This is a genomic window from Micromonospora fluostatini, assembly GCF_050410825.1.
Classification (GTDB): Bacteria; Actinomycetota; Actinomycetes; order Mycobacteriales; family Micromonosporaceae; genus Micromonospora; species Micromonospora rosaria.
Window position 1 is genome coordinate 5,378,815 of the sequence record NZ_CP191251.1, and the last position, 24,184, is coordinate 5,402,998.

At 73.6% G+C, this 24,184-nt stretch carries 20 protein-coding genes; 7 read left to right on the forward strand and 13 right to left on the reverse strand.

Features of this window, described 5'->3' with window-relative positions; genetic code table 11:
* Positions 1-19: 19 nt before the first annotated feature.
* Positions 20-3,703: an SseB family protein gene (locus ACQUFX_RS23765; RefSeq protein WP_428962506.1), complete on the reverse strand. Its 3,684-nt coding sequence runs from the start codon at positions 3,701-3,703 to the stop codon at positions 20-22.
* 169 nt (positions 3,704-3,872) lie between these two features.
* On the opposite strand from ACQUFX_RS23765, the gene mycP reads away from it, so the two are divergent.
* A complete protein-coding gene (gene mycP, locus ACQUFX_RS23770; RefSeq protein ID WP_428962507.1) occupies positions 3,873-5,153 on the forward strand; it encodes a type VII secretion-associated serine protease mycosin in 1,281 nt (426 codons plus the stop codon).
* A gap of 146 nt (positions 5,154-5,299) precedes the next feature.
* Here the strand turns inward: mycP and ACQUFX_RS23775 are convergent, their stop codons facing one another.
* Entirely contained in the window at positions 5,300-5,593 is a 294-nt protein-coding gene (locus ACQUFX_RS23775; RefSeq protein ID WP_428962508.1) for a WXG100 family type VII secretion target, read from the reverse strand.
* Positions 5,594-5,654: 61 nt separating this feature from the next.
* Positions 5,655-5,975 carry a WXG100 family type VII secretion target gene (locus ACQUFX_RS23780; RefSeq protein ID WP_067361629.1) on the reverse strand — a complete coding sequence of 107 codons (321 nt, stop codon included), beginning with the start codon at positions 5,973-5,975 and terminating at the stop codon, positions 5,655-5,657.
* Positions 5,976-6,208: 233 nt separating this feature from the next.
* On the opposite strand from ACQUFX_RS23780, the gene eccE reads away from it, so the two are divergent.
* The 4 genes from eccE to rarD all read left to right on the forward strand — a co-directional run bounded on the left by eccE (position 6,209) and on the right by rarD (position 9,947).
* Positions 6,209-8,035, forward strand: coding sequence for a type VII secretion protein EccE (gene eccE / locus ACQUFX_RS23785; protein ID WP_428962509.1), 1,827 nt, complete (start codon positions 6,209-6,211; stop codon positions 8,033-8,035).
* A gap of 39 nt (positions 8,036-8,074) precedes the next feature.
* Positions 8,075-8,461, forward strand: a complete 387-nt coding sequence (locus ACQUFX_RS23790) for a phage holin family protein (RefSeq protein ID WP_067361635.1) — start codon at positions 8,075-8,077, stop codon at positions 8,459-8,461.
* 74 nt (positions 8,462-8,535) lie between these two features.
* Positions 8,536-9,024 (forward strand): GNAT family N-acetyltransferase, encoded by a 489-nt coding sequence (locus ACQUFX_RS23795; protein WP_428962510.1) that lies wholly within the window; start codon positions 8,536-8,538, stop codon positions 9,022-9,024.
* Entirely contained in the window at positions 9,021-9,947 is a 927-nt protein-coding gene (gene rarD / locus ACQUFX_RS23800) for an EamA family transporter RarD (RefSeq protein ID WP_428962511.1), read from the forward strand. Before ACQUFX_RS23795 ends, rarD begins: the two co-directional genes overlap by 4 nt.
* Positions 9,948-9,999: 52 nt before the next feature.
* On the opposite strand, the gene ACQUFX_RS23805 is transcribed toward rarD, so the two are convergent.
* Together ACQUFX_RS23805 and ACQUFX_RS23810 are read right to left on the reverse strand one after the other, a co-directional pair.
* Positions 10,000-10,695 (reverse strand): anti-sigma factor family protein, encoded by a 696-nt coding sequence (locus tag ACQUFX_RS23805; protein ID WP_428962512.1) that lies wholly within the window; start codon positions 10,693-10,695, stop codon positions 10,000-10,002.
* The gene (locus tag ACQUFX_RS23810; RefSeq protein WP_428967054.1) at positions 10,692-11,186 is read right to left on the reverse strand and encodes a sigma-70 family RNA polymerase sigma factor; all 495 of its coding nucleotides are present in this window, start codon (positions 11,184-11,186) and stop codon (positions 10,692-10,694) included. The genes ACQUFX_RS23805 and ACQUFX_RS23810 overlap by 4 nt, the downstream gene beginning before the upstream one ends.
* A 245-nt stretch (positions 11,187-11,431) precedes the next feature.
* On the opposite strand from ACQUFX_RS23810, the gene ACQUFX_RS23815 reads away from it, so the two are divergent.
* Positions 11,432-13,558 (forward strand): PhoX family protein, encoded by a 2,127-nt coding sequence (locus ACQUFX_RS23815; protein WP_428962513.1) that lies wholly within the window; start codon positions 11,432-11,434, stop codon positions 13,556-13,558.
* A 71-nt stretch (positions 13,559-13,629) separates the two neighbouring features.
* Here the strand turns inward: ACQUFX_RS23815 and ACQUFX_RS23820 are convergent, their stop codons facing one another.
* A complete protein-coding gene (locus tag ACQUFX_RS23820; RefSeq protein WP_428962514.1) occupies positions 13,630-14,412 on the reverse strand; it encodes an IclR family transcriptional regulator in 783 nt (260 codons plus the stop codon).
* Positions 14,413-14,568: 156 nt separating this feature from the next.
* On the opposite strand from ACQUFX_RS23820, the gene ACQUFX_RS23825 reads away from it, so the two are divergent.
* Positions 14,569-15,768: an MFS transporter gene (locus tag ACQUFX_RS23825; RefSeq protein ID WP_428962515.1), complete on the forward strand. Its 1,200-nt coding sequence runs from the start codon at positions 14,569-14,571 to the stop codon at positions 15,766-15,768.
* Between the two features lie 171 nt (positions 15,769-15,939).
* Here ACQUFX_RS23825 and ACQUFX_RS23830 read toward each other — a convergent pair whose 3' ends face one another.
* From ACQUFX_RS23830 to nuoI, 7 genes are all read right to left on the reverse strand, one after another.
* Positions 15,940-17,025: a polyprenyl synthetase family protein gene (locus ACQUFX_RS23830; RefSeq protein WP_428962516.1), complete on the reverse strand. Its 1,086-nt coding sequence runs from the start codon at positions 17,023-17,025 to the stop codon at positions 15,940-15,942.
* Positions 17,026-17,198: 173 nt separating this feature from the next.
* On the reverse strand, positions 17,199-18,776 hold the full coding sequence (gene nuoN, locus ACQUFX_RS23835) for an NADH-quinone oxidoreductase subunit NuoN (RefSeq protein WP_428962517.1): 1,578 nt from the start codon (positions 18,774-18,776) through the stop codon (positions 17,199-17,201).
* A gap of 52 nt (positions 18,777-18,828) precedes the next feature.
* Complete coding sequence (locus tag ACQUFX_RS23840; RefSeq protein ID WP_428962518.1) at positions 18,829-20,361, reverse strand: NADH-quinone oxidoreductase subunit M; 1,533 nt, start codon at positions 20,359-20,361, stop codon at positions 18,829-18,831.
* A gap of 64 nt (positions 20,362-20,425) precedes the next feature.
* Positions 20,426-22,378 carry an NADH-quinone oxidoreductase subunit L gene (nuoL, locus tag ACQUFX_RS23845; protein WP_428967055.1) on the reverse strand — a complete coding sequence of 651 codons (1,953 nt, stop codon included), beginning with the start codon at positions 22,376-22,378 and terminating at the stop codon, positions 20,426-20,428.
* A gap of 20 nt (positions 22,379-22,398) precedes the next feature.
* Entirely contained in the window at positions 22,399-22,716 is a 318-nt protein-coding gene (nuoK, locus tag ACQUFX_RS23850) for an NADH-quinone oxidoreductase subunit NuoK (RefSeq protein ID WP_350894341.1), read from the reverse strand.
* Positions 22,717-22,774: 58 nt separating this feature from the next.
* Positions 22,775-23,545 carry an NADH-quinone oxidoreductase subunit J gene (locus ACQUFX_RS23855; protein WP_428962519.1) on the reverse strand — a complete coding sequence of 257 codons (771 nt, stop codon included), beginning with the start codon at positions 23,543-23,545 and terminating at the stop codon, positions 22,775-22,777.
* On the reverse strand, positions 23,542-24,183 hold the full coding sequence (gene nuoI / locus ACQUFX_RS23860; protein ID WP_428962520.1) for an NADH-quinone oxidoreductase subunit NuoI: 642 nt from the start codon (positions 24,181-24,183) through the stop codon (positions 23,542-23,544). Before nuoI ends, ACQUFX_RS23855 begins: the two co-directional genes overlap by 4 nt.
* Between the last annotated feature and the right edge of the window lies 1 nt (position 24,184).

Sequence of the window (24,184 nt, forward strand, 5' to 3'; positions counted from 1 at the left end):
ATCACAGCACCGACCCGGGTCACGAGGCACCGGCCCGGCGCCAGAGCAGGGCGTCGGTGTCCAGGACGGCGACCACCCGTTCGGTGCCGTCCGCGCCGATCCGGCAGAGCTGGGCCCCGTGCGGGAGCCGCGCGCTGTCCACCTTGAACTCGGCGACCACGTCGCTGCTCTCCCCCGGCGCGAAGCCGTTGCCCCGGAACGGGGGCCGCTCGATCACCCAGCCCTCCATCGCCCGCATGGCGTCCTCGTTCTGCCCCCCGTACGGGATGCGGTAGAGGCTCGGCCGGTGCGCCGGCCACCGCAGCACGTAGATCTCGTCCGCGTCCCGGGCGAAGGGCGATTCGGGGTACGCCAGCCCGAGCGCGTCGTGCAGGTGCGCCGGGGTGGTCAGGTGGGCCAGTTCGCTGGCCCGGTGCACGAAGCCGGACACCCGGTCGTAGCCGCGCTCCAGGTAGTAGGCGAGCTGGCTCGGGGCCACCGCCTTCTGCATGACCACCGGCCGGTTGGGGTCGTCGGACGGGGCGGGACGCGGCCGGCTCACCGGCTCGTCGGCCCCGACCCGCTCCGGCTGCTCCGGCTCGGGTCCGGTGTCGTCGCCCAGCCCCACCTCGGCGGCCCAGTTGGCCAGCCCGACGATCTGCTCGCCGGGCAGCTTCGCGCCGATCGGCGTGCCGGGGTTGACCGCGAACGACCAGTCCTCGTCGGGCCAGCGCCGGATCAACTGGACGAACTTCACCAGCACCGTCTCGACCGTCACCGTGTGGTGGTCGGTGAGCCGCTCCGGCGAGGTGTGCACCACCACGTACGGTTCGCCGTCGAGCCGCTCGGTACGCCACACGAAGCCCGGCTCACCGGGCCGGCTGCCGGGCGCGGAGTCCGGCGCGACCGGCAGCAGCACCCGGGCCAGCAACAGGGTGGAGAGGAAGCTGTCGGTGCTGCCACTACCGGCGGCGGCCAGCAGCTCCTCCTCGACGTCGTTCGCCGGCTGGAACGCCGCCGCCTCCGCAGCCGCAGCCTCCGCAGCCGCCACCTCCGCAGCCGCAGCCTCCGCAGCCTCCGCCTCCGCGGCTGCCGTCTCTGCGGCTGCCGTCTCCGCGGCCCGCACGTCTGCTCCGGCCCCGTCCCCGCCGGTCACCGGGCCTGCCGCCGAAGCGGGCGCGACGGCCGGCTCGACCGGCTCGGGCGGGGCGGCCAGGTCGACGGCCCCCGCCAGCGGCTGGTCGGTCGCCTCGTCGGCCAGAGAGTCCGGGTGGGACGGTGACACCGGGTGGAACGGTGACACCGGGTGGAACGGTGACACCGGGTGGGACGGTGGCACCGGGTGGGACGGTGGCACCGGGGCGGCTGGGGCCGCCGGATCGGCCGGGGGCGCCGGCTCCGTCCCGAGGGCCGGATCGAGGTTCCCGACGCCGGGCCAGGCACCGGTCGCCGCTGCGGATCCGTCCGCCGGGACGTCCCGGGCCTCGACGATCGTGCCCTCGATCACGATGGGGGTGAAGGTCCGACCGGACGCGGGTGCCCCGGAGACCGGCGCGGCGGCCGACCCGCCCAGCTCCTGGGTCGGCTCCGCCGGTTGCCCCGGGGTCGGCTCCGGAGCAGCGCTCCGCTCCGGGCCCGCCGGGTCGATCGACTGCCGCCGCGCCGCCGCCGGTTCCCACAGGCTGCCCGCCCCGGCACCGGTGTCCGGTGCCCCGGCGGCGGCCCGCTCCGGGCCGGTGGCCGACGTGCCGACGCCGCCGGTGGTCACGCCCGGCACGGCCGACGGCGACGTGGCCACCGTGCCCGATGCCACCGTGCCCGATGCCGACGTGGCCGGTGGCGACGTGCCGAGTGCCGACGTGTCCGATGGCGAGGTGCCCGACGGCGAGGTGCCCGGTGCGGGCGTGACCGACGTGGACGGTGCCGACGCGGCCGGTGCCGACGCGGACGGTGCCGACGCGGACGGTGCCGACGCGGACGGTGCTGGTGGAGCCGCCGTGCCGAGCCAGGCCGTCCGTTCGCCGGCACTGCCCGGCCCGCCACCGGCCGTCCCGGCCCCGCCGACCGGGCTCGTCGGAGCGGCCGGGCTCGTCGGGCTGATGGGGGCGTCCGCCGCCGGTGCGCCGGACGAGGGTTGCCAGGCCGCGAAGGGGCGGGTGACCTCCGCCATCGGCGAGGACTCGGCCCGCGACACGGTCAGCGGGCGGGTGACCTCCTCCGGCGGGGTACCCGGCCGGAAAGCCCGGCCGGTCTCCTGCTCCGTCGGTCGACGGGCGGGCAGCGGCAGGGCCCGGGTCGCCTCCTCGGCCGCCACGTCGGGCCGCGACGCCCGGGTCGGCTCCGCCGGGGTACCGGGCCGCAACGCCCTCGTGGCCTCCTCGTCCGCCGGCCCGGACGGGACCGCGCGGGTGGGCTTTCCGACCGCCGGCCCGAACGGCATCGCCCGGGTCGGCTCCTCCGCCGTCGGTCCGGCGTGGAACGCGCGGGTCGGTTCGCCGGCCGACCCGGCCGCGAAGGGCCTGGTGGCCTCCTCGTCGGCCGGACCGAACTGGAAGGCCCGGGTCGGCTCGTCGCCACCGGCCGGCCCGGCGGGTCGACGTCGGGGGAACGGCTGGCCGCCGAGACCGCTGCGGGACGGTGGGTTGGCCCGCTGGGTGGGGCGGGGCGGCTCGACCGCCGGGGCACGTCGGGGCGACGGCTCGAACAGCGACGGTTCGCCGCCGGGACGCCGGGGGTCGGGGCGCGGCTCCGCCGGTGCGGGCCGGCTGCTCGCCGCCGAACTGCTCGGCCTGGTCAGCCAGCCGTTGACCGGCGGCGGGGCGGCGCGGCCGGGGTCGGTCGCCGGGGTGCCCGGGGCCGGCGCGGCGGCGGAGCCCCGCGACGGCCCGTCGGGGTACGGCACGGCCTCCGGCTCGCGACGCTCACCCCCGTGCGGAGCGGAGCTGCCGTACCGTGGCGGGCCGGCACCCCCGGCGGCCGTGGGCTGGCCGGGATTCCCGGTCAGGGGATGGGCGGGGCTCTCCATGGGTGGGCCGTAGCGCGACGGCGGGGGCGGCTCACCGGCCCCCCGCGTCGGCAGGTGCGGCCGGGCCGACGCCGTCGCGGGTCCGGCGTCCACCGGGACCGACGCGCTCGACGGGTACGGCCCGACGGTGGCCGCAGGTCGGGGCATCGCCGTCGTCGGCGGCTCCTCGGGCCGGTCGGTGGGGGCCGGCGGAACGGCCGGGTTACGCGCGGCCGGCGCGACCGGGGTGTCCCGGCCGGCGGGGTTGACGCCGGCCCGGGCGCGGGCCAGCGACTCCACCCGTTCCAGCCGGGCCCGGGCGCCCATGGTGCGGCCGGGCAACCGGACGTCGCCCCGGGAGAGCTGGGCCACGAACCAGGCGGGCAGGTACCCCTCGATGGGCAGGCCCGGGTTCACCGCGAGCCACCACTCGTGGTTGGGCCAGCCGGTGGCCAGTTCGGCGTAGCCGGAGCGACGGCTGGCGCCGGCGTTCTCCCCAAGGGACGCCCGCAGGGCGGCGGCGGAGGTGAACGCGAGCACGTGGGTCCGACCGCCGGTGGTCCAGGTGCCCCAGCCGGCCGCCGGGCCGGCGGTCGTCTGGGAGACGGGCAGCAGCAGGTCGGTCCGGGCGAGGATCTGGAAGTACAGCTCCTGGTCGCTGGCGCGCAACGCGTCGCGCATCGCCACCTCGGCCTCGGTGGCCGGCTCCCATCCGGTCACGGCCACCTCTCCTCCCGCGCGCGAGCCATAGGCATCGCCTAACAACCTACAAGGTAGTAACAAGATCACAATGGCAAGGCCGGCAGCGGTCCGTGCACCGACCACACAGGCGATAACATCCTGTTCCGGAGCCGACACGAGGCGGAGGCGATCGATGTTCCGGTGCGCCGTGCGGCCGGTTCTGACCGCCCTGGCCGCGCTGGCCACGGCCGTCCCGGGCACCGCACCACCGGCCCACGCCGACGCCCCGCCGGCCGCCGCTGCGAGCCCCGTCACCATCCTCGCCGACGGCCCGTCGGGCCTCGCGGGCGGGCCGGTGCCGGCGGGCCGCGCCGCGCCGGGGTGCGCCAGCCCGGTCGCCCCGGCCCGACCGGTCGCCGAGGCCCCGTGGCCCCAGCGACGGTACGCGCCGGACCGGTTGTCGCCACTGGCCACCGGGGACGGGGTGACCGTGGCCGTGGTGGATTCCGGAGTCGACCGGCGGCACCCCCAGTTGGCCGGGCGGGTCCTCGACGGCACCGACCTGCTCGACCCGGGCGGCGACGGCACCCGCGACTGCGCCGGGCACGGCACCGGCGTGGCGAGCATCATCGCCGCCGCCCCGCACCCCGGGGTGGCCTTCCGGGGGCTCGCGCCCCGCGCCCGGATCCTGCCGGTACGGGTCAGCGAGCAGCAGGTGGTCGAGGGCCGGGAGTCGGGGCGTACGGTCGGCGCGGCGGAGTTCGCCCGGGCGATCCGGTGGGCGGTGGACCGGGGCGCCGACGTGATCAACCTGTCCGTGGTGCTGTACGTCGACGACCCGGCGGTCCGCTCGGCGGTCGGGTACGCCGTCGACCGGAACGTGGTCGTGGTGGCCGCCGCCGGGAACCTGCACGACAGCGGCGACCCGGTGCCGTACCCGGCCGCGTACGACGGGGTGCTCGGGGTGGGCGCGATCGACCCCTCGGGGACCCGCGCCGACTTCTCGCAGACCGGGTCGTACGTGGACCTGGTCGCCCCGGGCAGCGACGTGCTGCTCGCCGCGCCCGGCCAGGGCCACCGGCGGGCCGAGGGGACCAGCTACGCGGCCCCCTTCGTGGCGGCCACCGCCGCGCTGGTGCGGCAGTACCGGCCCCGGCTGAGCGCCGCCGAGGTGGCGCGCCGCCTGCTCGCCACCGCCGATCCCGCCCCGGGCGGCGGAGCCGGGTACGGGGTGGGGGTGCTGAACCCGTACCGGGCCGTGGTGGAGACCGCCGGGGCGCCGGACGCCCGGCCCGCGCCGGCACTGGCCCTGGCCGACGACGAACCCGACCCGGCGCTGGTGGCCCGGCAGGCCCGCCGGGCGGCGGCCCGGGACCGGGCGGTGCTGGTCGCCACGGTCACGGCGGCGGGTGTGGCCGGCGTCGTGCTGCTCGCCGTGGTGCTGCCGCGCGGCCTGCGTCGCCGGTGGCGGCCCGCCGGGCCGACCTGAGCCGCCTCCGCCCGAGGTCCCCGGCCCGGCCCGCAGCCGGAGGGCCGCCGGACCGGCGGCCAGCCCACCGGGGCGACCCCGGCGGGCTCGTTCTGGTCATTCGGATGGGGGTGGGGTGGTGGCACCGGGCGGCACCACCACCGCCGTCACTGGAACAGGCCGACGTTGCGCTTCTCCGTGTTGAGGTAGTCCGCCGCGGAGTCGTCCACGGCGACCTTGATGTCGCGCAGCATGGCCTGGAGGTCCTGCGAGGCCGAGCGCCACCGCGACTGCCGGACCTGGTAGGCCTGCTGGGCCTCGCCGGCCCAACTGGCGACCAGCGGCGCGGCGTCCCGTTCCAACTGCCCGAGCTGCGAGTCGAGCGTGTTCAACGCCCGCTGGATGTCCGCGCTGGCCTGTTGCAGCGCGGCGAAGTTGACGACCAGCACACCATTGTCCATCGGGTGGTTCCCCTTTTCGGTCCGGGCGAGACTCCCGTGGCGGGAGGGCACCTCGCGGCGACTAGAGCGGAAGCTGGATGCCGCCCCGGTTGGTGCCGGCGACCCGGCCGGCGGCCTCGGAGTCGGAGACGTCGTACTGCTGGCCGGCGGTGCGGATCGCCTGCGCGGTCTCCCGCAGGGCCCGCTGCAACGCGGCCTGGTCCTGCGACCACTGCTGCTTGACCTGCGCGAAGGACCTGCCGCCGGCACCACGCCAGGCCTGCTGGAGCACCTCCAGCTCGGCCATCAGGCCGCTGAGCATGCTCTGCAACGACTGGTCCACCTGGTCGAACTTCGCGGCGGTCGTCTGCATCACCGCGGCTTCCGCCTGGGTCTGGGACACCCGGAGGTCACCTCTCCTTCTCGGTCCTGGTCGGCCGGGCGGCGCGTCCACGGGCGGACCCACCGGTCGCACCCGCGGCGGGTACGGGTCGGCACGAGTTCGTCGCTGACGGTAGCCGGCCGATCGCGGTTGTGCTACCCCGGGTGCTCTCCTGTGGACAACGGACCGGCCGTCCGGGCCCTACGATGGGCCGCATCGACAGACGCCACCGGACGATCGGCACAGGAGGCGCGGTGACGGCGACCACGACCGGCCCGCCGACCCAGGCGGTTCGGCAGCCCCTCCCCGCACAGTGGATGCCCGGCGGTCACCGGCCGGACGCGCGGATCCGCGCGGGTCAACTCGTCGCCGTCCAGGTGGCGCTGGCGGTGCCGGTCGCCGCGCTGGGACGGGGCACCGGGCCGGTGCTGGCCGCCCTGGCCGGGGCCGGCCTGCTGGTCGGCGGTGCCTGGATCCGGCTGCGGGGCCGGTGGCTCTTCGAGTGGCTGGTCGTCGGGCTCGGGTACGCCACCCGCCGGCGGGCGCTGCCCGCCACCTCCGGCCCGGCCGACCTGCTGGACCTGGTCTCCCCCGGCGCGCGGCTGCGCTCGGTGGAACTGGGTGGCGGCCCGGCCGCCGTGGTGGACGACGCGACCGGGCTGAGCGTCCTGCTGGACGTGGGCGACCCGGGCGACCTGCTCGGCGGCGGCCGGCAACGGCTGCCCGCCCCGGTGAGCCTGCTGCCCCCGGCCACCGTCGACAGCCCACCGGTCCGGATCCAACTGCTGCTCAGCGGCGTTGCGGCACCGACCGCGACCGCCGGGGGCGCGACGGCGGCGACGTCGTACCGGCAGCTCACCGACGGGCGGCTGCCCGCCCAGGGCCGGGCGGTGCTGGCGGTCCGGGTGTTGCGGGCCGACGGGTGGTCCGACGAGGACCTGCGCCGGGCGCTGGCCGGGGTGCTCCGGCGGATCGTCCGCCGGCTCGGCCCGGTGCCCGCCCGACCGCTCGGGGAGCACGCCGCGCTGCGCGTCCTCGCCGAGTGCGCCCACCTCGACGACGGCCAGCCGACGCAGGAGACCTGGCAGGCGGTCCGGACCGGCCCGCTGGTGCAGGCCACCTTCCGGCTGCGCCGCTGGCCGGACCTGCGGGCCGACGGCGGGCGTCGGCTGGTCTCCCGGATGCTCGCCCTGCCGGCGGCGGCGACCACCGTCACGCTCTCCGCCGGCCCCCGCGCGGCCACCACCCGCACCCAGCTCACCGTGCGGGTGGCCGGGTGGACGACGGCCGAGTTGGAGACGGCCGGGGCCGCGCTGCGACGGCTGGTGACGACGCTCGGGGGCGAGGTACGCCGGCTCGACGGGGAGCACCTGACCGGGCTGGCCGGGACGCTCCCGATCGCGGTCTCCGGGTTCGGCCCGCCGACCGGTGGGCCCGGCACCGGGGAGCCGGAGCAGGAGTTGGAGCTGACCCTGGACGACGCGGGTCTGATGATGGGCGCCAACCGGCACGGCGGCGCGTTGACCGTCCGGGTCTTCCGGCCCGAGCCCACCCGGATCGTGCTGGTCGGCGGGGTCCGCGCGGCCCAACTGATGGCCCTGCGGGCGATGGCGCTGGGCGCCCGGGTGGCGGTCCAGACCAGCCGGCCCCGGGCGTGGGAGTCGTTCGTCCGGGGCGTGGGCTCGCCCGGCGGCGCCATCCCGGTGCTGCCGCCGGGCCGGGCGCCGGGCGGGCCGCCGGGCTCGCCGCTGCGACCGCTGCTGCTGGTGGTCGACGCCGGCCCGGTGCCGGCCGACCCCGGGCCCGGTCCGGCCTGGCAGACCAGCCTCGTCGTCCGGGACGAGTTGACCGTCGCGGACGTCGACTCGCTGGGTCGCGCCGACCTGGCGGTGCTGCAACCGCTCGACGCCGGCGAGGCGGCGCTGGCCGGCACCGCGCTGGGGCTCGGCGGGTCGGCGGGGTGGCTGACCCGGATCCGGGAGGACATGGTCGCCGTGGTCAACCGGCGTGCGCTGCGCTGGGCGCTGCTCTCCCCGACCCCGATCGAGTCGCAGGTGGTCGGCCGGCCCGCCCGCCGCTGAGTTAGAGATCGTTCGCAGGTCCGTGGCACCATCCCGGCCATGGATTCGTTGAAAGGTCTTCTGATCAGGCTCGGTTCGACAGTCGTGGCCCTGTGGCTGGCCACCCTGGTGATCCCGGGCATCGACCTGCCGGCGGCGTCGACCACCGAGACGGTCGTCACGCTGGTCCTCGTGTCGGTCATCTTCGGGGTGGTCAACGCGGTGCTCCAGCCGATCATCAAGGTGGTGGGCTGCGGCTTCTACCTGCTGACGCTCGGCCTGATCGCGCTGGTGGTGAACGGTCTGCTCTTCCTGCTCACCGGGTGGATCGCCGGTCAGGTCGGGCTGCCGTTCGAGGTGGACGGCTTCTGGCCGGCGGCGGTGCTCGGCGCGCTCTTCGTCGGCGTGGTCACCTGGGTGCTGGGCGCCCTGCTGGACCGGGACTGATCCGCCGCCCCGCCCCGGCCACCTGACGGAAATTGACTGGTGGCCGGGGACGGGGCGCGGGCTAGCGTGACCGGGTGACCGACCTGACCCGCGACGACGGCTACCTGCTCAGCACCGACCCGCAGCGCCTCGACCTGGACCTGGTGCACCACTGGCTCAGCACCGACGCGTACTGGGCGTTGGGGCGGGACCGGGAGACGACGCGGCGGGCCTTCGCCGGCTCGATCCCCTTCGGCGTCTACCGCCCGGGGGACGGCCGGCAGGTGGCGGTGGGGCGGGTGATCAGCGACGGGGCCCTCTTCGCCTACCTCTGCGACGTGTACGTCGACCGCGCCGAGCGGGGTCGCGGCCTGGGCACCTGGCTGGCCGGTACGGTCCGGGACCACCTGGCCTGCCTCGGCGTACGGCGGATCCTGCTGGCCACCGTCGACGCGCACGGGTTGTACGCGAAGCTCGGCTTCGCCCCGGTGCACCCGGAGCACTGGATGGAGTACGACCAGCGGGTGAGCCCGGTCACCGGAAAGGAACAGGACCCCGGCTCACCCCTTACGGTGTCGACGTGACCGAGCTTCGCCTGGGCTACCTGTACGGGATCGCCGCCTACCTGTGCTGGGGTTTCTTCCCGCTGTACTGGCGGCTGCTGCGCCCGACCAGCCCGCTGGAGGTCCTCGCCCACCGGATCGTCTGGTCGGTGGTCTTCGTCGCGCTGCTGCTGGCCGCCCTGCGCAACCTCGGCTTCCTGCGGTCGCTGCTGCGCCGGCCCCGGACCCTCGCCGGGATCTTCCTGGCCGCCGTGCTGATCGCGGTCAACTGGGGCACCTACATCTACGGTGTCGACTCCGAGCGGGTGGTGGAGACCGCCCTCGGGTACTTCATCACCCCGCTGGTGGCGGTGCTGCTCGGCGTGACGGCGCTCGGGGAGCGGCTGCGGGTCGCCCAGTGGGTGGCGCTCGGCCTCGGCGGCGTGGCCGTGGTGGTGCTCACCGTGGACTACGGCCGGCTGCCGTACCTGGCCCTGCTGCTGGCCGCCAGCTTCGCCACGTACAGCCTGGTGAAGAAGCAGCTCAAGCTGCCGGCCGCCGAGGGGCTGCTGGTCGAGTCGGCCGCCCTGGCGCTGCCCGCGGCGGGGTACCTGGGCTGGCTGGCCTGGTCGTCGGAGCTGACCCTGGGGCAGGTCTCCACCGGGCACACCGTGCTGCTGATCCTGGCCGGCGCGGTCACCGCCATCCCGCTGCTGCTCTTCGCCGGGGCGGCGAACCGGCTGCCGCTGAGCACCCTCGGGCTGTTGCAGTACCTGGCCCCGATCCTCCAGCTCGCCTGCGGGGTACTGATCTTCCACGAGCCGATGCCGCCGGCCCGGATCGCCGGTTTCGTGCTGGTCTGGCTGGCGCTGATCGCCTTCACCCTGGACGCGCTGCGGCAGACCCGCCGCCGCGCCACCCGCCCGACGGCGTCGGCCGTCGTCGAGGTCCCCGCCCCCCGCTGACCAGGGTGCCCGCCGCACGCGTCGGCCGCGCGGCCGACCAGCACGGGGCCGCTCAGCGGACGTCGTAGCCGAGCACCGGGGTACCGTCGGCGCGGAGCAGTTCGAGCCGGACCAGTTCCGCCCCGGTGAACCGGGTCGTGCCGGTCAGCCGCAGGTCGTCCCCGGGGGCGGCCAGCCAGGAGCCGATCTGCTCCGTGGCGCCGTCCGGGCCGTGCGCCACCAGCCGGAAGGTGTACGCCTTGCCGTGACCGGCACCCGCGTCGTACCCGCAGCGCATGGTCACCTCGGTACCCCAGCCGGTGGCGGTCAGCCCGATCTCGGCGGAGACCGGTACCGCCCCGGCCACCGGCTGCATCGCCACCATCCGGATCTCCGGCGGCGGTGGGCCGGCCCCCCCGTCCGGCAGCAGGGTCGCCGCACCGAAGCCGACGACCAGGGCGACGGCGGCGGCGACCAGCCCCGTGCCGAGGTACCGGCGTCGGTGACGCCGCCGCTCGACCTGCCGGCGGTCCCGCGCGGCGTCCAGCAGCACGGGCACCCGGGAGGGCTCCACCGGTGGCGGCAGGAACTGGTCCAGGGCGTTCGGGTCGAGCCGGCTGAGCAGGCCGGGCAGCACGGCGATCTCCGCCACCGCCTCCCGGCAGGCCGCGCAGCCGGACAGGTGCCGCTCGTACGCGGCCCGCTCCCCCGGCGGCAGCGCCCCCAGCACGTACGCGCCGTCGTCGAACGCGAACTCGCACCCGGTCATCCCGTGACTCCCATCTCGGCCAGGACCAACCGTAGTGAGCGCAGCGCGTAGTGGGTGCGGGACTTCACGGTGCCCGGCGGCACGCCCAGCCGGGTGGCCGCCTCGGTCACCGAGCGGCCCTGGTAGAAGCACTCGACCAGCACCTCGCGGTGGGTCGGGCTGAGCCGGTTCAGAGCCTCGGCGACGGTCCAGGCTTCCACCGCACGCTCCGTCTCGTCGACCGCCGGGGGCGGTTCGGGCAGCTCGTCGGTGTAGACCTCACCGACCCGGCTGGACCGCCGCCGCCAGGCGTCGATGGCCAGGTTCCGGGCGGTGGTGAAGAGCCAGGCCCGGACCGAGCCGCGCCGGGGGTCCAGCGACGCCGGGTGTCGCCAGGCCCGCAGCAGGGTCTCCTGCACCAGGTCCTCGGCGCGTTGCCGGTCCCCGTTGACCAGACGCAGAGCGTGCGCGAAGAGCGCCTCCGCGTGCTCGTCGTGGAGCGCGCGGAGCAGGTGGGCGTCGTGGTCGCTGATGGCGGTCTCCTGACTCCGACGAGTCCTGCCGGTGCGTTCCCCGGGAGATACGTACCGCGACCCGCAACGGTTCAGCCCAGCTCAGCCCGGCTGCCCCGGAACAGGTGTTCACATCCGGTTCACGTCGAGGCTGACGACCGCTCACCGCGCCCTGGCAACGTCCGGCCGGTGCACGACGGATGTTGATCCGGCGCGTCTCGACCCCTTCTCCAGGAGGCTCTTCCATGAGCGACCGCCCTCGGCTGCTCCCCCTGCTGGGCACCCCCCGCCACGGCAGCCGCGATGCGATGACCTGCCTGTACCGATGCGGCAACGCCTGTGACCACCCGGTGCCCAACCAGTCCGACAACCCGTACTTCGGGGACCTGGTCCAGGCCGAGGTCTCCCGGCGCAACGTGGTCCGGGCCGGCGCGGTCGGCGCGCTGGTCCTCGGCTTCGGTGGCGCCGCCGCGGCGGGCGCGGCCCCGGCCGCCGCCGCGCCGGCCGCCCCGGCGACCCCGGTGCTGCCCGAGGTCAGCGACTTCGCCGCCCCCGCGCGGAACACCGGCAGCGGCGCGTTGACCTTCAAGTCGATCCCGCCGAACCGGCTCGACACCCTGGTCGTGCCGAACGGGTACGACCACTCGGTGGTCCTGCGCTGGGGTGACCCGGTGGTGCCCGACGCCCCGGCCTTCGACCTGCACCGGCAGACCGCCGCGCGGCAGTCGAAGCAGTTCGGCTACAACAACGACTACGTCGGGGTGCTCCCGCTGGACCGGCAGGGCCGGCGGGCGCTGCTCGTGGTCAACCACGAGTACACCAACGAGGACCTGATGTTCCCCGGCTTCACCACCTTCGACGCCATGACGGTGGAGCAGGTCCGGGTGGCGATGGCCGCGCACGGCATGTCCGTGGTGGAGATCGAGCGGGTCGACGGCACCGGCGAGTGGCAGGTGGTCACCAAGGGCCGCCGCCCGTACAACCGGCGGGTCACCGCGCACAACACCCGGTTCGACGTGACCGGCCCGGCGGCCGGCTCCCCGTGGCTGAAGACCGCCGCCGACCAGCGTGGCAAGGTGGTCATCGGCACGCTGAACAACTGCGCCGGCGGGATGACCCCGTGGGGCACGATCCTCTCCGGCGAGGAGAACTTCAACCAGTACTTCGTCGGCGGCGACGCGGTGGCCGACGACGTCAAGCCGAAGCTGGCCCGGTACGGCATCTCCACCACCGCCCGGTACCCGAGTGGCAGCCGCAAGTGGGAGCGCGCCGACGAGCGGTTCGACCTGGCGAAGCACCCGAACGAGGCGAACCGGTTCGGCTGGATCGTCGAGATCGACCCGTTCGACCCGGAGAGCCGGCCGCGCAAGCACACCGCGCTGGGCCGGTTCAAGCACGAGGGCGCGAACGTGATCGTCGCCGGCGACGGGCGCGTCGTGGCGTACATGGGTGACGACGAGCGCTTCGACTACCTGTACAAGTTCGTCTCCGACAAGAAGTACCGCCGGGGCGACTCCTGGGCCGCCCGGCAGCACAACCTGAGTCTGCTGGAGTCCGGCACCCTCTACGTGGCCAAGCTGGAGCAGACCAGCGCCGCCGAGATCGACGGTTCCGGCAGGCTCCCCGCCGACGGGGCGTTCGACGGCCGGGGCCGGTGGATCAAGCTGGTCAGCGGCACCCGCTCGTTCGTGCCCGGGATGACCGCCGCCGAGGTGCTGGTCTTCACCCGGCTCGCCGCCGACACGGTCGGGGCGACCAAGATGGACCGCCCGGAGGACGTCGAGCCGAGCCTGCGCACCGGCAAGGTGTACGTGGCGCTGACCAACAACAGCGAGCGCGGCGCGGCCGGGCGGCCCCCGGCGGACGAGGCCAACCCGCGCAACAGCAACCGGCACGGTCAGATCCTGGAGCTGGTCGAGGACGGCAACGACAACACCTCGGACACCTTCGCCTGGTCGCTGCCGATCGTCTGCGGTGACCCGGCCGACCCGTCGACCTACTTCGGCGGGTACGACAAGACGAAGGTCTCCCCGATCTCCTGCCCGGACAACGTCGCCTTCGACGCCGCCGGCAACCTCTGGATCTCCACCGACGGCAACGCGCTGGGCAGCAACGACGGCCTCTTCGCCACCGCCGTGGAGGGACCGGAGCGGGGTCACCTCAAGCAGTTCCTCACCGTGCCGATCGGCGCGGAGACCTGCGGCCCGTTCATCACCGGCGACAACCGTTCGGTCTTCGTGGCCGTGCAGCACCCGGGCGAGCTGACCGGGGCCTCCGTGGAGAACCCGGCCTCCAACTGGCCCGACGGCGACATCGCCAAGCCGGGCGTGGTGGTCGCCTGGCGGCTCGACGGCGGTCCGATCGGAAGCTGAACCCGCCCGCACGGTAAGGAGGGGCCCCTTCTTAACACCCAGGTGTTAACAAGGGGCCCCTCCTTACGTCCTCACTGGTCGGTGGCGAGGCCTTCGGCGATCGCGCGGGCCACGGTGAGCAGCTTGGCGCGGACCACCCGGGCCGAGGTCATCATCTCGCTGGCCGGCAGCGCGCAGGCCAGCACCGTCCGGCGTTCCATGTCCTTGTCCGGGGCGATCAGCACCGCCGCACAGGCCACCCCCTGCCGGAACTGCCCCAACTCCAACTGCATCCCGCGCCGGTCACCGGCGGCCACGTCCACCTCGAACGCCTCCGGGCTGGTCAGCGTCGCCGAGGTGAACGCCCGCATGCCGTACTCGCGCAGGTACCGCTGGCGCTGTTCGGTGGTGAGCGTGGCCAGCAACGCCTTGCCGAGCGCGGTGGCGTGCGCCCCCTCGTCGAACCCGGGGACCAGGTCCTCCAGGTACGGCGAGCGGGGGCCCTCGGCGACCGCGGTGACCGCCACCTGACCGCCGACGAACCGGCCCAGGTAGTGGCTGTAGCCGGTGTCGAGCGCCGCCCGGCGCAGGCACTCGCCCACCACGGGCGGGCCCCGGAACGCGGTCACCAACTCGCGGTACCGGTCGGCGACCTCCAACCCCACGATGTACGTACCGTCCTCGCGCCGGATCACGTAGCCCTCGTAGGCCAGGGTCCGAACCAGGTGGTACGTGGTCGCCACGGTCAACTCGCAGCGCCGGGCGATCTGCTTGACGGTCAGTCCGCGCGGGGCACGGCCGACCGCTTCGAGCACTCGTAGCGCGCGGGACACACTCCGGATGAGGTCCGAAGGCTCCGCCAGGGGGTCGCGCACAACCACCTCCGCCGCCGGGGGACTTACACCATATGAAAAACCGGCCCTCTGCGAAATGCCTGTTCGGGTCGAGGATGCCAGATCGATATCGACAGCGCGTACACCGGTGGCGACGATCCGTGGTCCGAACGTCGTTCACGTAGGTTGGCCTGCATCATGACCGCCACCGTGTCGCACCCCGCCCCCGTCCGGCCGGTCCGGGCCAGCCTCGGCGCCACCGCCGTCACGATCGCCTGTGTCCTGCCGGTCTTCCTGGTCGGCGGGCTCGCCGTGCAGATGGGCGCCGACCTCGGGTTCTCCCCCGCCGGGCTGGGGCTGGCCGTCTCGGCGTACTTCGGGATCAGCGCCCTGGCGTCGGTGCCCACCGGCGCGCTGGTCGAGCGGTACGGCCCGGCCGTGGTCTCCCGGTGCGGCATCCTGCTCTCCGCCGGTTCGCTGCTGGCGATCGCGGCCCTGGCCCTGTCGTACCCGGCGCTGGTGGTGCTGCTCGGGCTCAGCGCCACGGCGAACGCCCTCGGCCAACTGGCCAGCAACTCCGCGCTGGCCCGGCACGTGCCGCCCCGCCGGCAGGGGCTGTCGTTCGGGGTGAAGCAGGCCGCCATCCCGATCTCCACGCTGCTGGCCGGCGTGGCGGTGCCGACGGTCGCGCTGACCGCCGGCTGGCGGTGGGCGTTCGTGGTGGCCGCCGGGGCGGCGCTGGCCGCCCTGCCCGCCGTCACCACCGAACGGGCTCCCGCACGTCGGGCCGGCGTCACCCGCGCCGGTCCGGTCAGCACCGGCCTGGTGATGGTCGGGGTGGCGGCCACCCTCGCGGCGGGCGCCGCCAACGCCCTGGGCACGTTCGTGGTGGACGCCTCGGTCACCCGGGGGCTCGATCCGGGGCTCGCCGGGCTGACCCTCACCCTCGGCAGCGCGGTCTGCGTGGCCGCCCGGATCGGCGCCGGCTGGCTCGCCGACCGCCGCGCCAGCGGCCACCTCGTGCTGATCGCCGGCATGCTCGTGGTCGGCGCGGGCGGGCTGGGCCTGCTCGCCGTGACCGGCCCGGTCCCCCTGGTGGTCGGCGTGGTACTCGGCTTCGGGCTCGGCTGGGCCTGGCCGGGGCTGATGACCTTCGCGGTGGTCCGGCTCCATCCGCAGGCCCCGGCCGCCGCCACCTCGATCACCCAGACCGGGGTGTACGCCGGCGGCGGCCTCGGTCCGCTCGTCTTCGGCACGGTCGCCCACCAGTGGGGTTACCCGACCATGTGGAGCGGCGCGGCGGCGGCCATGCTCCTGGCCACCCTGCTCATGCTCGTCGCCCACCGCCTCCTGGCCGCCCGCAGCGGCGCAGCCGCCGATGCCGGGGTGGTCGGGTAGCCCTCCGCCCCCGCCCGGGCGCTCGCCGGCCGCTGGGGCCACCCGGGCGCACGTGTCTTCTTCGACACACATACCTGGCAGGAATATTTATACCGCTCAGGTATGTGGCTCAATCGGGCAGTCGCCCCGGCCGGGCAACGACGGCCCGGCGGGCGGGCAGCGCGGGTGGGGTCAGCTCGTCCGGTCGGCGACGAAGTCGCAGAGCGACTCCAGGGCCTGCCGGGCCGGTGTCTCCGGCAGCGGGGCCAGCCGGGTACGAGCCTCCTCGGCGTAGCTGCGGACGGTCTCCCGGGCCCGCTTGAGCGCCGGGCTCTCCCGCAGCAGGCCGAGCGCCTCGGCGTGCAGGGCGTCGTCGGTGACCGGGCCGGTGGCGAGGATCTCCCGGAGCCGGACCGAGGCCGCGTCGGAGTCGTCGGCGGCGAGCGCGTAGAGCACCGGCAACGTCGGGACGCCCTCCCGCAGGTCCGTCCCCGGTGTCTTGCCCGACTGGATCGACTCCGAGGCGATGTCCAGCAGGTCGTCGGAGAGCTGGAAGGCCACCCCGATGGTCTCGCCGTACCCGGCGAGGGCCTCGATGTGCTCCGGGGCCGCGCCGCCGAACATCCCGCCGAAGCGGGCCGAGGTGGCGATCAGGGAGCCGGTCTTGTCGCCGATCACCTGGAGGTAGTGCCCGACCGGGTCGTCGCCCTCGCGGGGGCCGACGGTCTCGGCGATCTGCCCGTGCACCAGGCGGGCGAAGGTGCGGGCCTGCAGGCGTACCGCCTCGGGGCCCAGGTCGGCCGCGATGTCGGCGGCGCGGGCGAAGAGGTAGTCGCCGACCAGGATGGCGACCGAGTTCGTCCACCGGGAGTTGGCGCTCGGCGCGCCCCGGCGGACGGCGGCCTCGTCCATCACGTCGTCGTGGTACAGCGTGGCCAGGTGGGTGAGCTCCATCACCACGGCGGCCGGCACGACCTCCGGGCCGGCCGGATCGCCGAACTGCGCGCCGAGCGCCACCAGCAGCGGCCGGAACCGCTTACCCCCGGCCTCCACCAGGTGCCGGGCCGCCTCCGTGACGAACGGGTCGGCGCTGGCCACGCTCGCCCGTAGGTCCGCCTCGACGGTGTCGAGCACACCCAGCACGGACGACTCGACGCGGGGATCGGCGATGCTGAGCCCGAGCGCGCCGAACTGACCCGTGCCCGACCGACTCCGACGACCGCCGGAGCCGGTGGCACCTGAACGCTCGCCAGCCGGATTCACCACGTCTCCCACCATGCCACATTGGCTCTACCTGCTCCGGTCCGGGGAGCCCGCTCGTGGCCCGCGCGACTCCCCCCGGGTACCGGCCCGGACCGCGTCCCGAGCGCCTCACCTGCACGGTGCGGCGACGGCGACGGCGACGGGGCCGGGCGCGCTGGCGCCCGGCCCCGTCGCCGTCGGTCGTCGCGTCAGCGGACGAACTCGGCCGCCCCGTTCGCCAGGTCGAGCAGCGGACCGGGCGCCACCCCGAGGACCAGGGTGGCGGCCACCCCGATCGTCAGGGCCGCCGCGGTCAGGCCGCCCGGCACGGTGACCGTCGGGGTGGCGTCACCCGGCTCGGAGAGCCACATCATCACCACGACCCGCAGGTACGGGAAGGCCAGCACCATGCTGGTCAGCACACCGGCGATCACCAGCCACGCCTGGTCGGCGTCGAGCGCCGGGGCGAAGACCGCGAACTTGCTGACGAAACCGCTGGTCAGCGGGATACCGGCGAAGGCCAGCAGGATGAAGGTGAAGATCCCGGCGTAGAACGGCGAGCGCTTGCCCAGCCCGGCCCAGCGGGACAGGTGGGTCGCCTCCCCGTCGGCGTCCCGGACCAGGGTCACCACGGCGAACGCCGCCAGCACCGAGAAGCCGTACGCGACGAGGTAGAACATCGTCCCCGACAGGCCGTCGCGGGTCGGGGCCAGCACGCCCACCAGCAGGTACCCGGCGTTGGCGATGGACGAGTACGCCAGCAGCCGCTTGATGTCGGTCTGGGTCACCGCCAGCACCGCGCCCACCAGCATGGTGAGCACCGCCACCGCACCGAGCACCGGGGTGAAGTCCCAGGCGGCGTCGGCGAAGGCGACGTGGAAGACCCGCAGCAGGGCGCCGAAGGCGGCGACCTTGGTGCAGGCGGCCATGAAGCCGGTGATCGGCGTCGGGGCGCCCTGGTACACGTCCGGGGTCCAGACGTGGAACGGGGCCGCCGCCGCCTTGAACAGCAGGCCGATCGCGATCAGCGCCATCCCGGCGAAGAGCAGCAGGTCGCTGGCGGGCGACTCGCTCACCGCGGCGTGGATGGTGGCGAAGTCGACGTTCGCCGGCCGGCCCGGGATGCCGGCGGTGAAGCCGTACACCAGGGCGACGCCGAACAGGAAGAACGCCGAGGCGTACGCGCCGAGCAGGAAGTACTTCATCGCCGCTTCCTGGCTCAGCAGCCGCCGGCGACGGGCCAGCGCGCAGAGCAGGTACAGCGGCAGGGAGAAGACCTCCAGCGCGATGAACATGGTCAGCAGGTCGTTCGCCGCCACGAAGATCAGCATGCCGCCGATGGCGAAGGTGGTCAGCGGGTACACCTCGGTCGCCCCGGCGCGCCCCTCGGCCTGCCGGCGGTCCTCCGGGGACTCGGCGGTGACGGCGGCCTGGGCGACGAACGCCCCGCCCCGCTCCACCGACCGCTCACCGATCAGCAGCAGCGCCATCGCCGCCAGGACCAGGATCGCGCCCTGGAGGAAGAGCGTCGGCCCGTCCACGGCGATCGTCCAGCCGGCGGTGATCACCCGCTCCTCGGACCCGTCGATGATCCGCAGGTTCGCGTTGCGGATCACCATCAGCAGCGCCAGCAGCACCGAGCCCAGGGCCAGCACGAGCTGGGTCACGTGCCGGTACACCCGGGGCACGAAGGCCTCGACCAGCACGCCGATGACGGCGGCCCCCATCAGGATCAGGATCGGAGCCAGCGCCGTGTAGTCGATCGACGGCAGCGTGAGCTCGTTCATCGGGCAGTCCTTTCATCCGCGACTGCGGAGCTCGCCAGCTCGGTCCGCACGCTCACCGGGAGGCCTCCTGGACGCCGCCGACCGTCGGAGCGGGGTCGGTCCTGCCGATGTCGGTCATGGTCGCCTGGACGGCGGGGTTGATCACGTCGGTGACCGGCTTCGGGTAGAAGCCGAGCACGATGATCAGGACGATCAGCGGAGCGACGACGACCTTCTCCCGCAGGTTCAGGTCCTTGCGCATCCCCTCGATCTCGGTCAGCGCCGGGTTGAGCGTGCCCTGCGTGGTGCGCTGCACCATCCACAGCACGTACGCCGCCGCCAGGATGATGCCCAGCGTGGCGATCACCGCGACCGGCTTGTTCACCGTGAAGGTGCCGATCAGCACCAGGAACTCGGAGACGAACGGCGCGGTGCCGGGCAGCGCCAGCGAGGCCAGACCGGCGAAGAAGAGCACCCCGGCCAGCACCGGGACCAGCTTGCCGGCCCCGCCGAAGTCGCTGATCAGCGCCGAGCCGCGCCGGGCCACCAGCATCCCCACCACCAGGAAGAGCAGACCGGTGGCGAGGCCGTGGTTGAGCATGTAGAGCACCGCGCCGGTGCCGGCCTGGGTGGTGAAGGCGAAGATGCCGACCCCGATGAAGCCGAAGTGGGCGATCGAGGTGTACGACACCAACCGCTTGAGATCGTTCTGCCCGACCGCCAGCAGCGCGGCGTAGATGATGCCGATCACGCCCAGCGCCAGCGCGTACGGGGCGAACCACTTCGCCGCCTCGGGGAACAGCGGCAGGCAGTACCGCAGGATGCCGAACGTGCCGACCTTGTCCAGCACGCCGACCAGCAGCGCGGCGGCCCCGGCCGGGGCGGCCCCACCGGCGTCCGGCAGCCAGGTGTGGAACGGGAAGAACGGCGCCTTGATCGCGAAGGCGACGAAGAAGCCCAGGAAGAGCCAGCGCTCGGTGCCGGTGGTGATGTCCACCTGGCTCAGCGCCACCCAGTCGAAGGTCTTGCCGCCGACCACCCAGAGGCCGATCACGGCGGCGAGCATGAACAGACCGCCGACCAGCGAGTACAGGAAGAACTTCACCGCCGCGTACTGCCGCTGGTGGCCGCCGTAGCTGCCGATCAGGAAGTACATCGGCACCAGCATGACCTCGAAGAACACGTAGAACAGGAAGATGTCGGCGGCGGCGAAGACGCCGATCATCGTGGTTTCGAGGACGAGCAGCAGCGCGAAGTAGACCGGCACGGAGCGCTTCGAGGTCTCCGCGTCGTGCCAGGAGGCCAGGATCACCAGCGGCACCAGGATCGCGATCAGCATCAGCATGACCAGCGCGATGCCGTCGGCGGCGAAGGTGAAGTTCACCCCCCAGTTCGGGATCCACGGGTACGACTCGCGGAACTGGAACCGGTCACCGTCGACCTGGAAGGTGACCCACATGGCCACCGAGAGCGCCAGCACGAGCAGCGACCAGCCCAGCGCGACCTGCTTGGCCAGGACCGGGCGGCTGCGTGGCAGGAGAACCACGACCAGGGCACCGACCAGCGGTGCCACGGTCAGCACCGAGAGGAACGGGAAGTTGGACATTATGCGGCCTTACCTCCGTCGTCACAGCGTGGTCCGCCGGCGGGGGCCGCCGGGAAGAGGTCGATCACGCCAGCCACCCCGCCTGTACGGCCAGGAACGCCGCCACCACCAGCAACGCGCCGGTGAGGATGGACGTCGCGTACGACCGGACGAAGCCGGTCTGGAGTCGCCGGAGCCGACCCGAGCCGCCCCCGATCCCGGCGGCGAGCCCGTTGACCAGACCGTCGATGCCCCGGTTGTCCAGGTACACCAGGGCCCGGGTGAGGAAGATGCCGGGCTTCTCGAAGACCGCCACGTTGAAGGCGTCGGTGTACAGGTTCTTCCGGGCCGCGGTGACCACGACCCCGGCGGGCTGCGGGCTGGTCGCGGTGCCGTTGCGGAACAGGTACCAGGCCAGCAGGACACCCAGTGCGGTGACCAGCAGCGAGATCACGGTGACCGCGGTGTGCGACAGGACGGCGTCGTGGTGCTCCTCCGCGCCGCCCAGCCCGGCGGTGGCGGTCAGCCAGTCCGGCACCGAGGTGGCGAGCAGGAAACCGGCCCCGAGCGACCCGATCCCGAGCAGGATCAGCGGCACCGTCATCAGCAGCGGGGACTCGTGCGGGTGGTCGATGTCCTCGGTCCACCGCTTCGGCCCGTGGAAGGTGAGCCAGTACAGCCGGGTCATGTAGAAGGCGGTCAGCCCGGCGCCGAGCACCGCCGCCCCGCCGAAGAGCCAGGACGTCCAGTCACCCCGGGCGAAGGCCGCCGCGATGATCGGCTCCTTCGAGAAGAAGCCGGAGAACGGGAACATGCCGATGATGGCCAGCCAGCCCGCCATGAAGGTCAACCAGGTGATCTTCATGTACTTGGAGAGCCCGCCGAAGCGGCGGATGTCCACCTGGTCCTTCATGCCGTGCATCACCGAGCCGGCACCGAGGAACATGTTGGCCTTGAAGAAGCCGTGCGCCAGCAGGTGCACGATGGCCAGCGCGTACGCCGCGCCGCCGAGGCCGACACCGAGGAACATGTAGCCGATCTGGCTGACCGTGGACCAGGCCAGCACCCGCTTGATGTCGTCCTTCGCCGCGCCGATGATGCAGCCGATCAGCAGGGTCAGCGCACCGACGCTGACCACCACGAGCTGGAGCGTCGAGTTCGCCGAGAAGACCGGGTTGGAGCGGGCGATCAGGTAGACGCCGGCGGTGACCATGGTGGCCGCGTGGATCAGGGCCGACACCGGGGTCGGGCCCTCCATCGCGTCGGGCAGCCAGGCCTGGAGCGGGAACTGACCGGACTTGCCGGCCGCGCCGAGCAGCAGGAGCAGCCCCATCACCAGCACGGTGGTCGCGGTCAGGCCGCCCACCGAGTTGAACACCTCGTCGTACTGGGTGGTGCCCAGGGTGGCGAACATGATGAAGATCGCGATGGCCAGGCCGGCGTCGCCGACCCGGTTCATCAGGAACGCCTTCTTGCCGGCCGTGGCGGCGGCGGGCCGCTCGGTCCAGAAGGAGATCAGCAGGTACGACGCCAGACCGACGCCCTCCCAGCCGAAGTAGAGCATCACGTAGTTGTTGCCGAGCACCAGCAGCAGCATGGCGGCGACGAAGAGGTTGAAGTACGCGAAGAACCGTCGCCGGCCCTCGTCGTGCGCCATGTACTCGACCGCGTACAGGTGGATCAGGAAGCCGACCCCGGTGATCAGCAGGACGAACACCGCGGCGAGCGGGTCGTAGAGCAGACCGAAGTCGACCCGGAAGTCACCGACCGCGATGAAGTCCCAGAGGCTCAGCTCGACGGACCTGTTCTCCAGCCCACGGAGCTGGAAGAAGAAGCTGAGGCCGAGCACGAAGGCGGCGCCGACGGCGGCCACCCCGAGCCAGTGCCCCCACCGGTCGGCGCGCTTCCCGAGCAGCAGCAGGATCGCCGCGCTGAGCAGCGGGATCGCCACCAGCAACCACACGTTGCCCAGCAGCCCGTCCGCCGGGGCGTAGGCGACGGTTCCGGCCGGCTCGGCGGCCTGGGCGTACGTCAGAATGTGCTCCACCGGTGGGCCCCTCAGTACTTCAGCAGGTTGGCGTCGTCGACGCTGGCCGAGCGACGGGTCCGGAAGATCGACATGATGATCGCGAGACCGACCACGACCTCGGCCGCCGCCACCACCATCACGAAGAACGCCATGATCTGGCCGTTCAGGTCACCGTTGATCCGGCTGAAGGTGACCAGCGCGAGGTTGGCCGCGTTCAGCATCAGCTCGACGCACATGAACAGCACGATCGCGTTGCGTCGGACCAGCACCCCGACCGCGCCGATGGTGAAGAGGATCGAGGCGAGGACCAGGTAGTAGTTCGGCTCGACCGAGAAGAAGCCTTCCATCAGCCGGCCGCCCTTCCGTTCGCGACTGCGGGGCTGCGCTCCGCTGCACTCCTCGCGCTCACCGTTCGGTCCCCTTCAACGTGGTCTCCTCGGCGGTCAGCTCACGCAGCGGCAGGATGTCGGGCGTGCTCTGGTCGCTCAGCTTGCCGTCCGGCAGCCGGGCCGGGGTGGCCACCGAGGAGGAGGTGGCGAAGACACCGGGGCCGGGCTTCGGGCCGGGGTAGTTGCCCGGTGCGAAGCGCGCCTTCATGGTGGCCACCTGGTCGCGCTTGTCCTCCTTGCGCCGCTCCAGGTGGGCCAGGAGCATCCCGCCGATGGTCGCGGTGATCAGCAGCGCGGCGGTCAGCTCGAAGGCGAAGACGTAGTCGGTGTAGAGCAGGCTGCCGATGGCGTGCACGTTGCCGATCTCGTTGGCCTCTTCCAGCCCGACCGGCACACCGCCCTCGGTGGCCCGGTAGACCCCGCTGCCGAGCAGCAGGGCGAACCCGATGCCCAGCCCGATCGCGGCGACCCGCTGGCCGCGCAGCACCTCGATCAGCGAGTCGGAGGCGTCCCGGCCGACCAGCATCAGCACGAACAGGAAGAGCATCATGATCGCGCCGGTGTAGACGATGATCTGCGTCATCCCGATGAACGGCCCCGCCTGGAGCACGTAGAACACGCCCAGGCTCAGCATCGTCAGCACCAGCCAGAGCGCCGAGTGCACGGCGTTGCGGGCCAGCACCATCCCGAACGCGCCGAGCAGCGCCAGCGGGGCGAGGATCCAGAAGGTCACCGCCTCGCCGCCGGAGACCGCGGCCGAGGCGGCGAGCGCCGTCTGCGTGGTCATGCCTTCTCTCCCTTGCCGGACGCGGCGCGGTCGGCAGCCTGCTCAGCACCGGGGAAGGTGACCCCGGGGTGCTCCTCGACGCGGTACCGGCCCGGCCCCATCGGGGAGGTCTCCGCACCGGCGGAGGTACCCGGGTTGGTCAGCGCCCCGACGTAGTAGTCCTTCTCGCTGTCACCCAGGTGCATCGGGTGCGGCGGCTGCTCCATCCCGGGCAGCAGCGGCGCGAGCAGCTGCTCCTTGGTGAAGATCAGGTCCTGCCGGTTGTCCCGGGCCAGCTCGTACTCGTTGCTCATGGTGAGCGACCGGGTCGGGCAGGCCTCGATGCAGAGTCCGCAGAAGATGCACCGGGCGTAGTTGATCTGGTAGACGCTGGCGTACCGCTCACCCGGCGAGAAGCGCTGCTCGTCGGTGTTGTCGCCACCCTCCACGAAGATCGCGTCGGCCGGGCAGGCCCAGGCGCACAACTCGCAGCCGATGCACTTCTCCAGCCCGTCCGGGTGCCGGTTGAGGATGTGCCGCCCGTGGTAGCGCGGCGCCGGGGTCGGCGGCTTGAAGGGGTAGTCGGTGGTGACGACCTTCCTGAACATGTGCGAGAAGGTGACCCCGAAGCCCTTGAACGTTCCGGTGATCGCGCCCACG

Bases quoted from the DNA above. Each gene is read 5' to 3' on its own strand.
- ACQUFX_RS23775 (WP_428962508.1), bottom strand. From the start codon at position 5,593: ATGGACAATGGTGTGCTGGTCGTCAACTTCGCCGCGCTGCAACAGGCC.
- ACQUFX_RS23790 (WP_067361635.1), top strand. From the start codon at position 8,075: ATGGATTCGTTGAAAGGTCTTCTGATCAGGCTCGGTTCGACAGTCGTG.
- ACQUFX_RS23805 (WP_428962512.1), bottom strand. From the start codon at position 10,695: ATGACCGGGTGCGAGTTCGCGTTCGACGACGGCGCGTACGTGCTGGGG.
- ACQUFX_RS23815 (WP_428962513.1), top strand. From the start codon at position 11,432: ATGAGCGACCGCCCTCGGCTGCTCCCCCTGCTGGGCACCCCCCGCCAC.
- ACQUFX_RS23825 (WP_428962515.1), top strand. From the start codon at position 14,569: ATGACCGCCACCGTGTCGCACCCCGCCCCCGTCCGGCCGGTCCGGGCC.
- ACQUFX_RS23830 (WP_428962516.1), bottom strand. From the start codon at position 17,025: ATGGTGGGAGACGTGGTGAATCCGGCTGGCGAGCGTTCAGGTGCCACC.
- nuoN (WP_428962517.1), bottom strand. From the start codon at position 18,776: ATGAACGAGCTCACGCTGCCGTCGATCGACTACACGGCGCTGGCTCCG.
- ACQUFX_RS23840 (WP_428962518.1), bottom strand. From the start codon at position 20,361: ATGTCCAACTTCCCGTTCCTCTCGGTGCTGACCGTGGCACCGCTGGTC.
- nuoK (WP_350894341.1), bottom strand. From the start codon at position 22,716: ATGGAAGGCTTCTTCTCGGTCGAGCCGAACTACTACCTGGTCCTCGCC.
- ACQUFX_RS23855 (WP_428962519.1), bottom strand. From the start codon at position 23,545: ATGACCACGCAGACGGCGCTCGCCGCCTCGGCCGCGGTCTCCGGCGGC.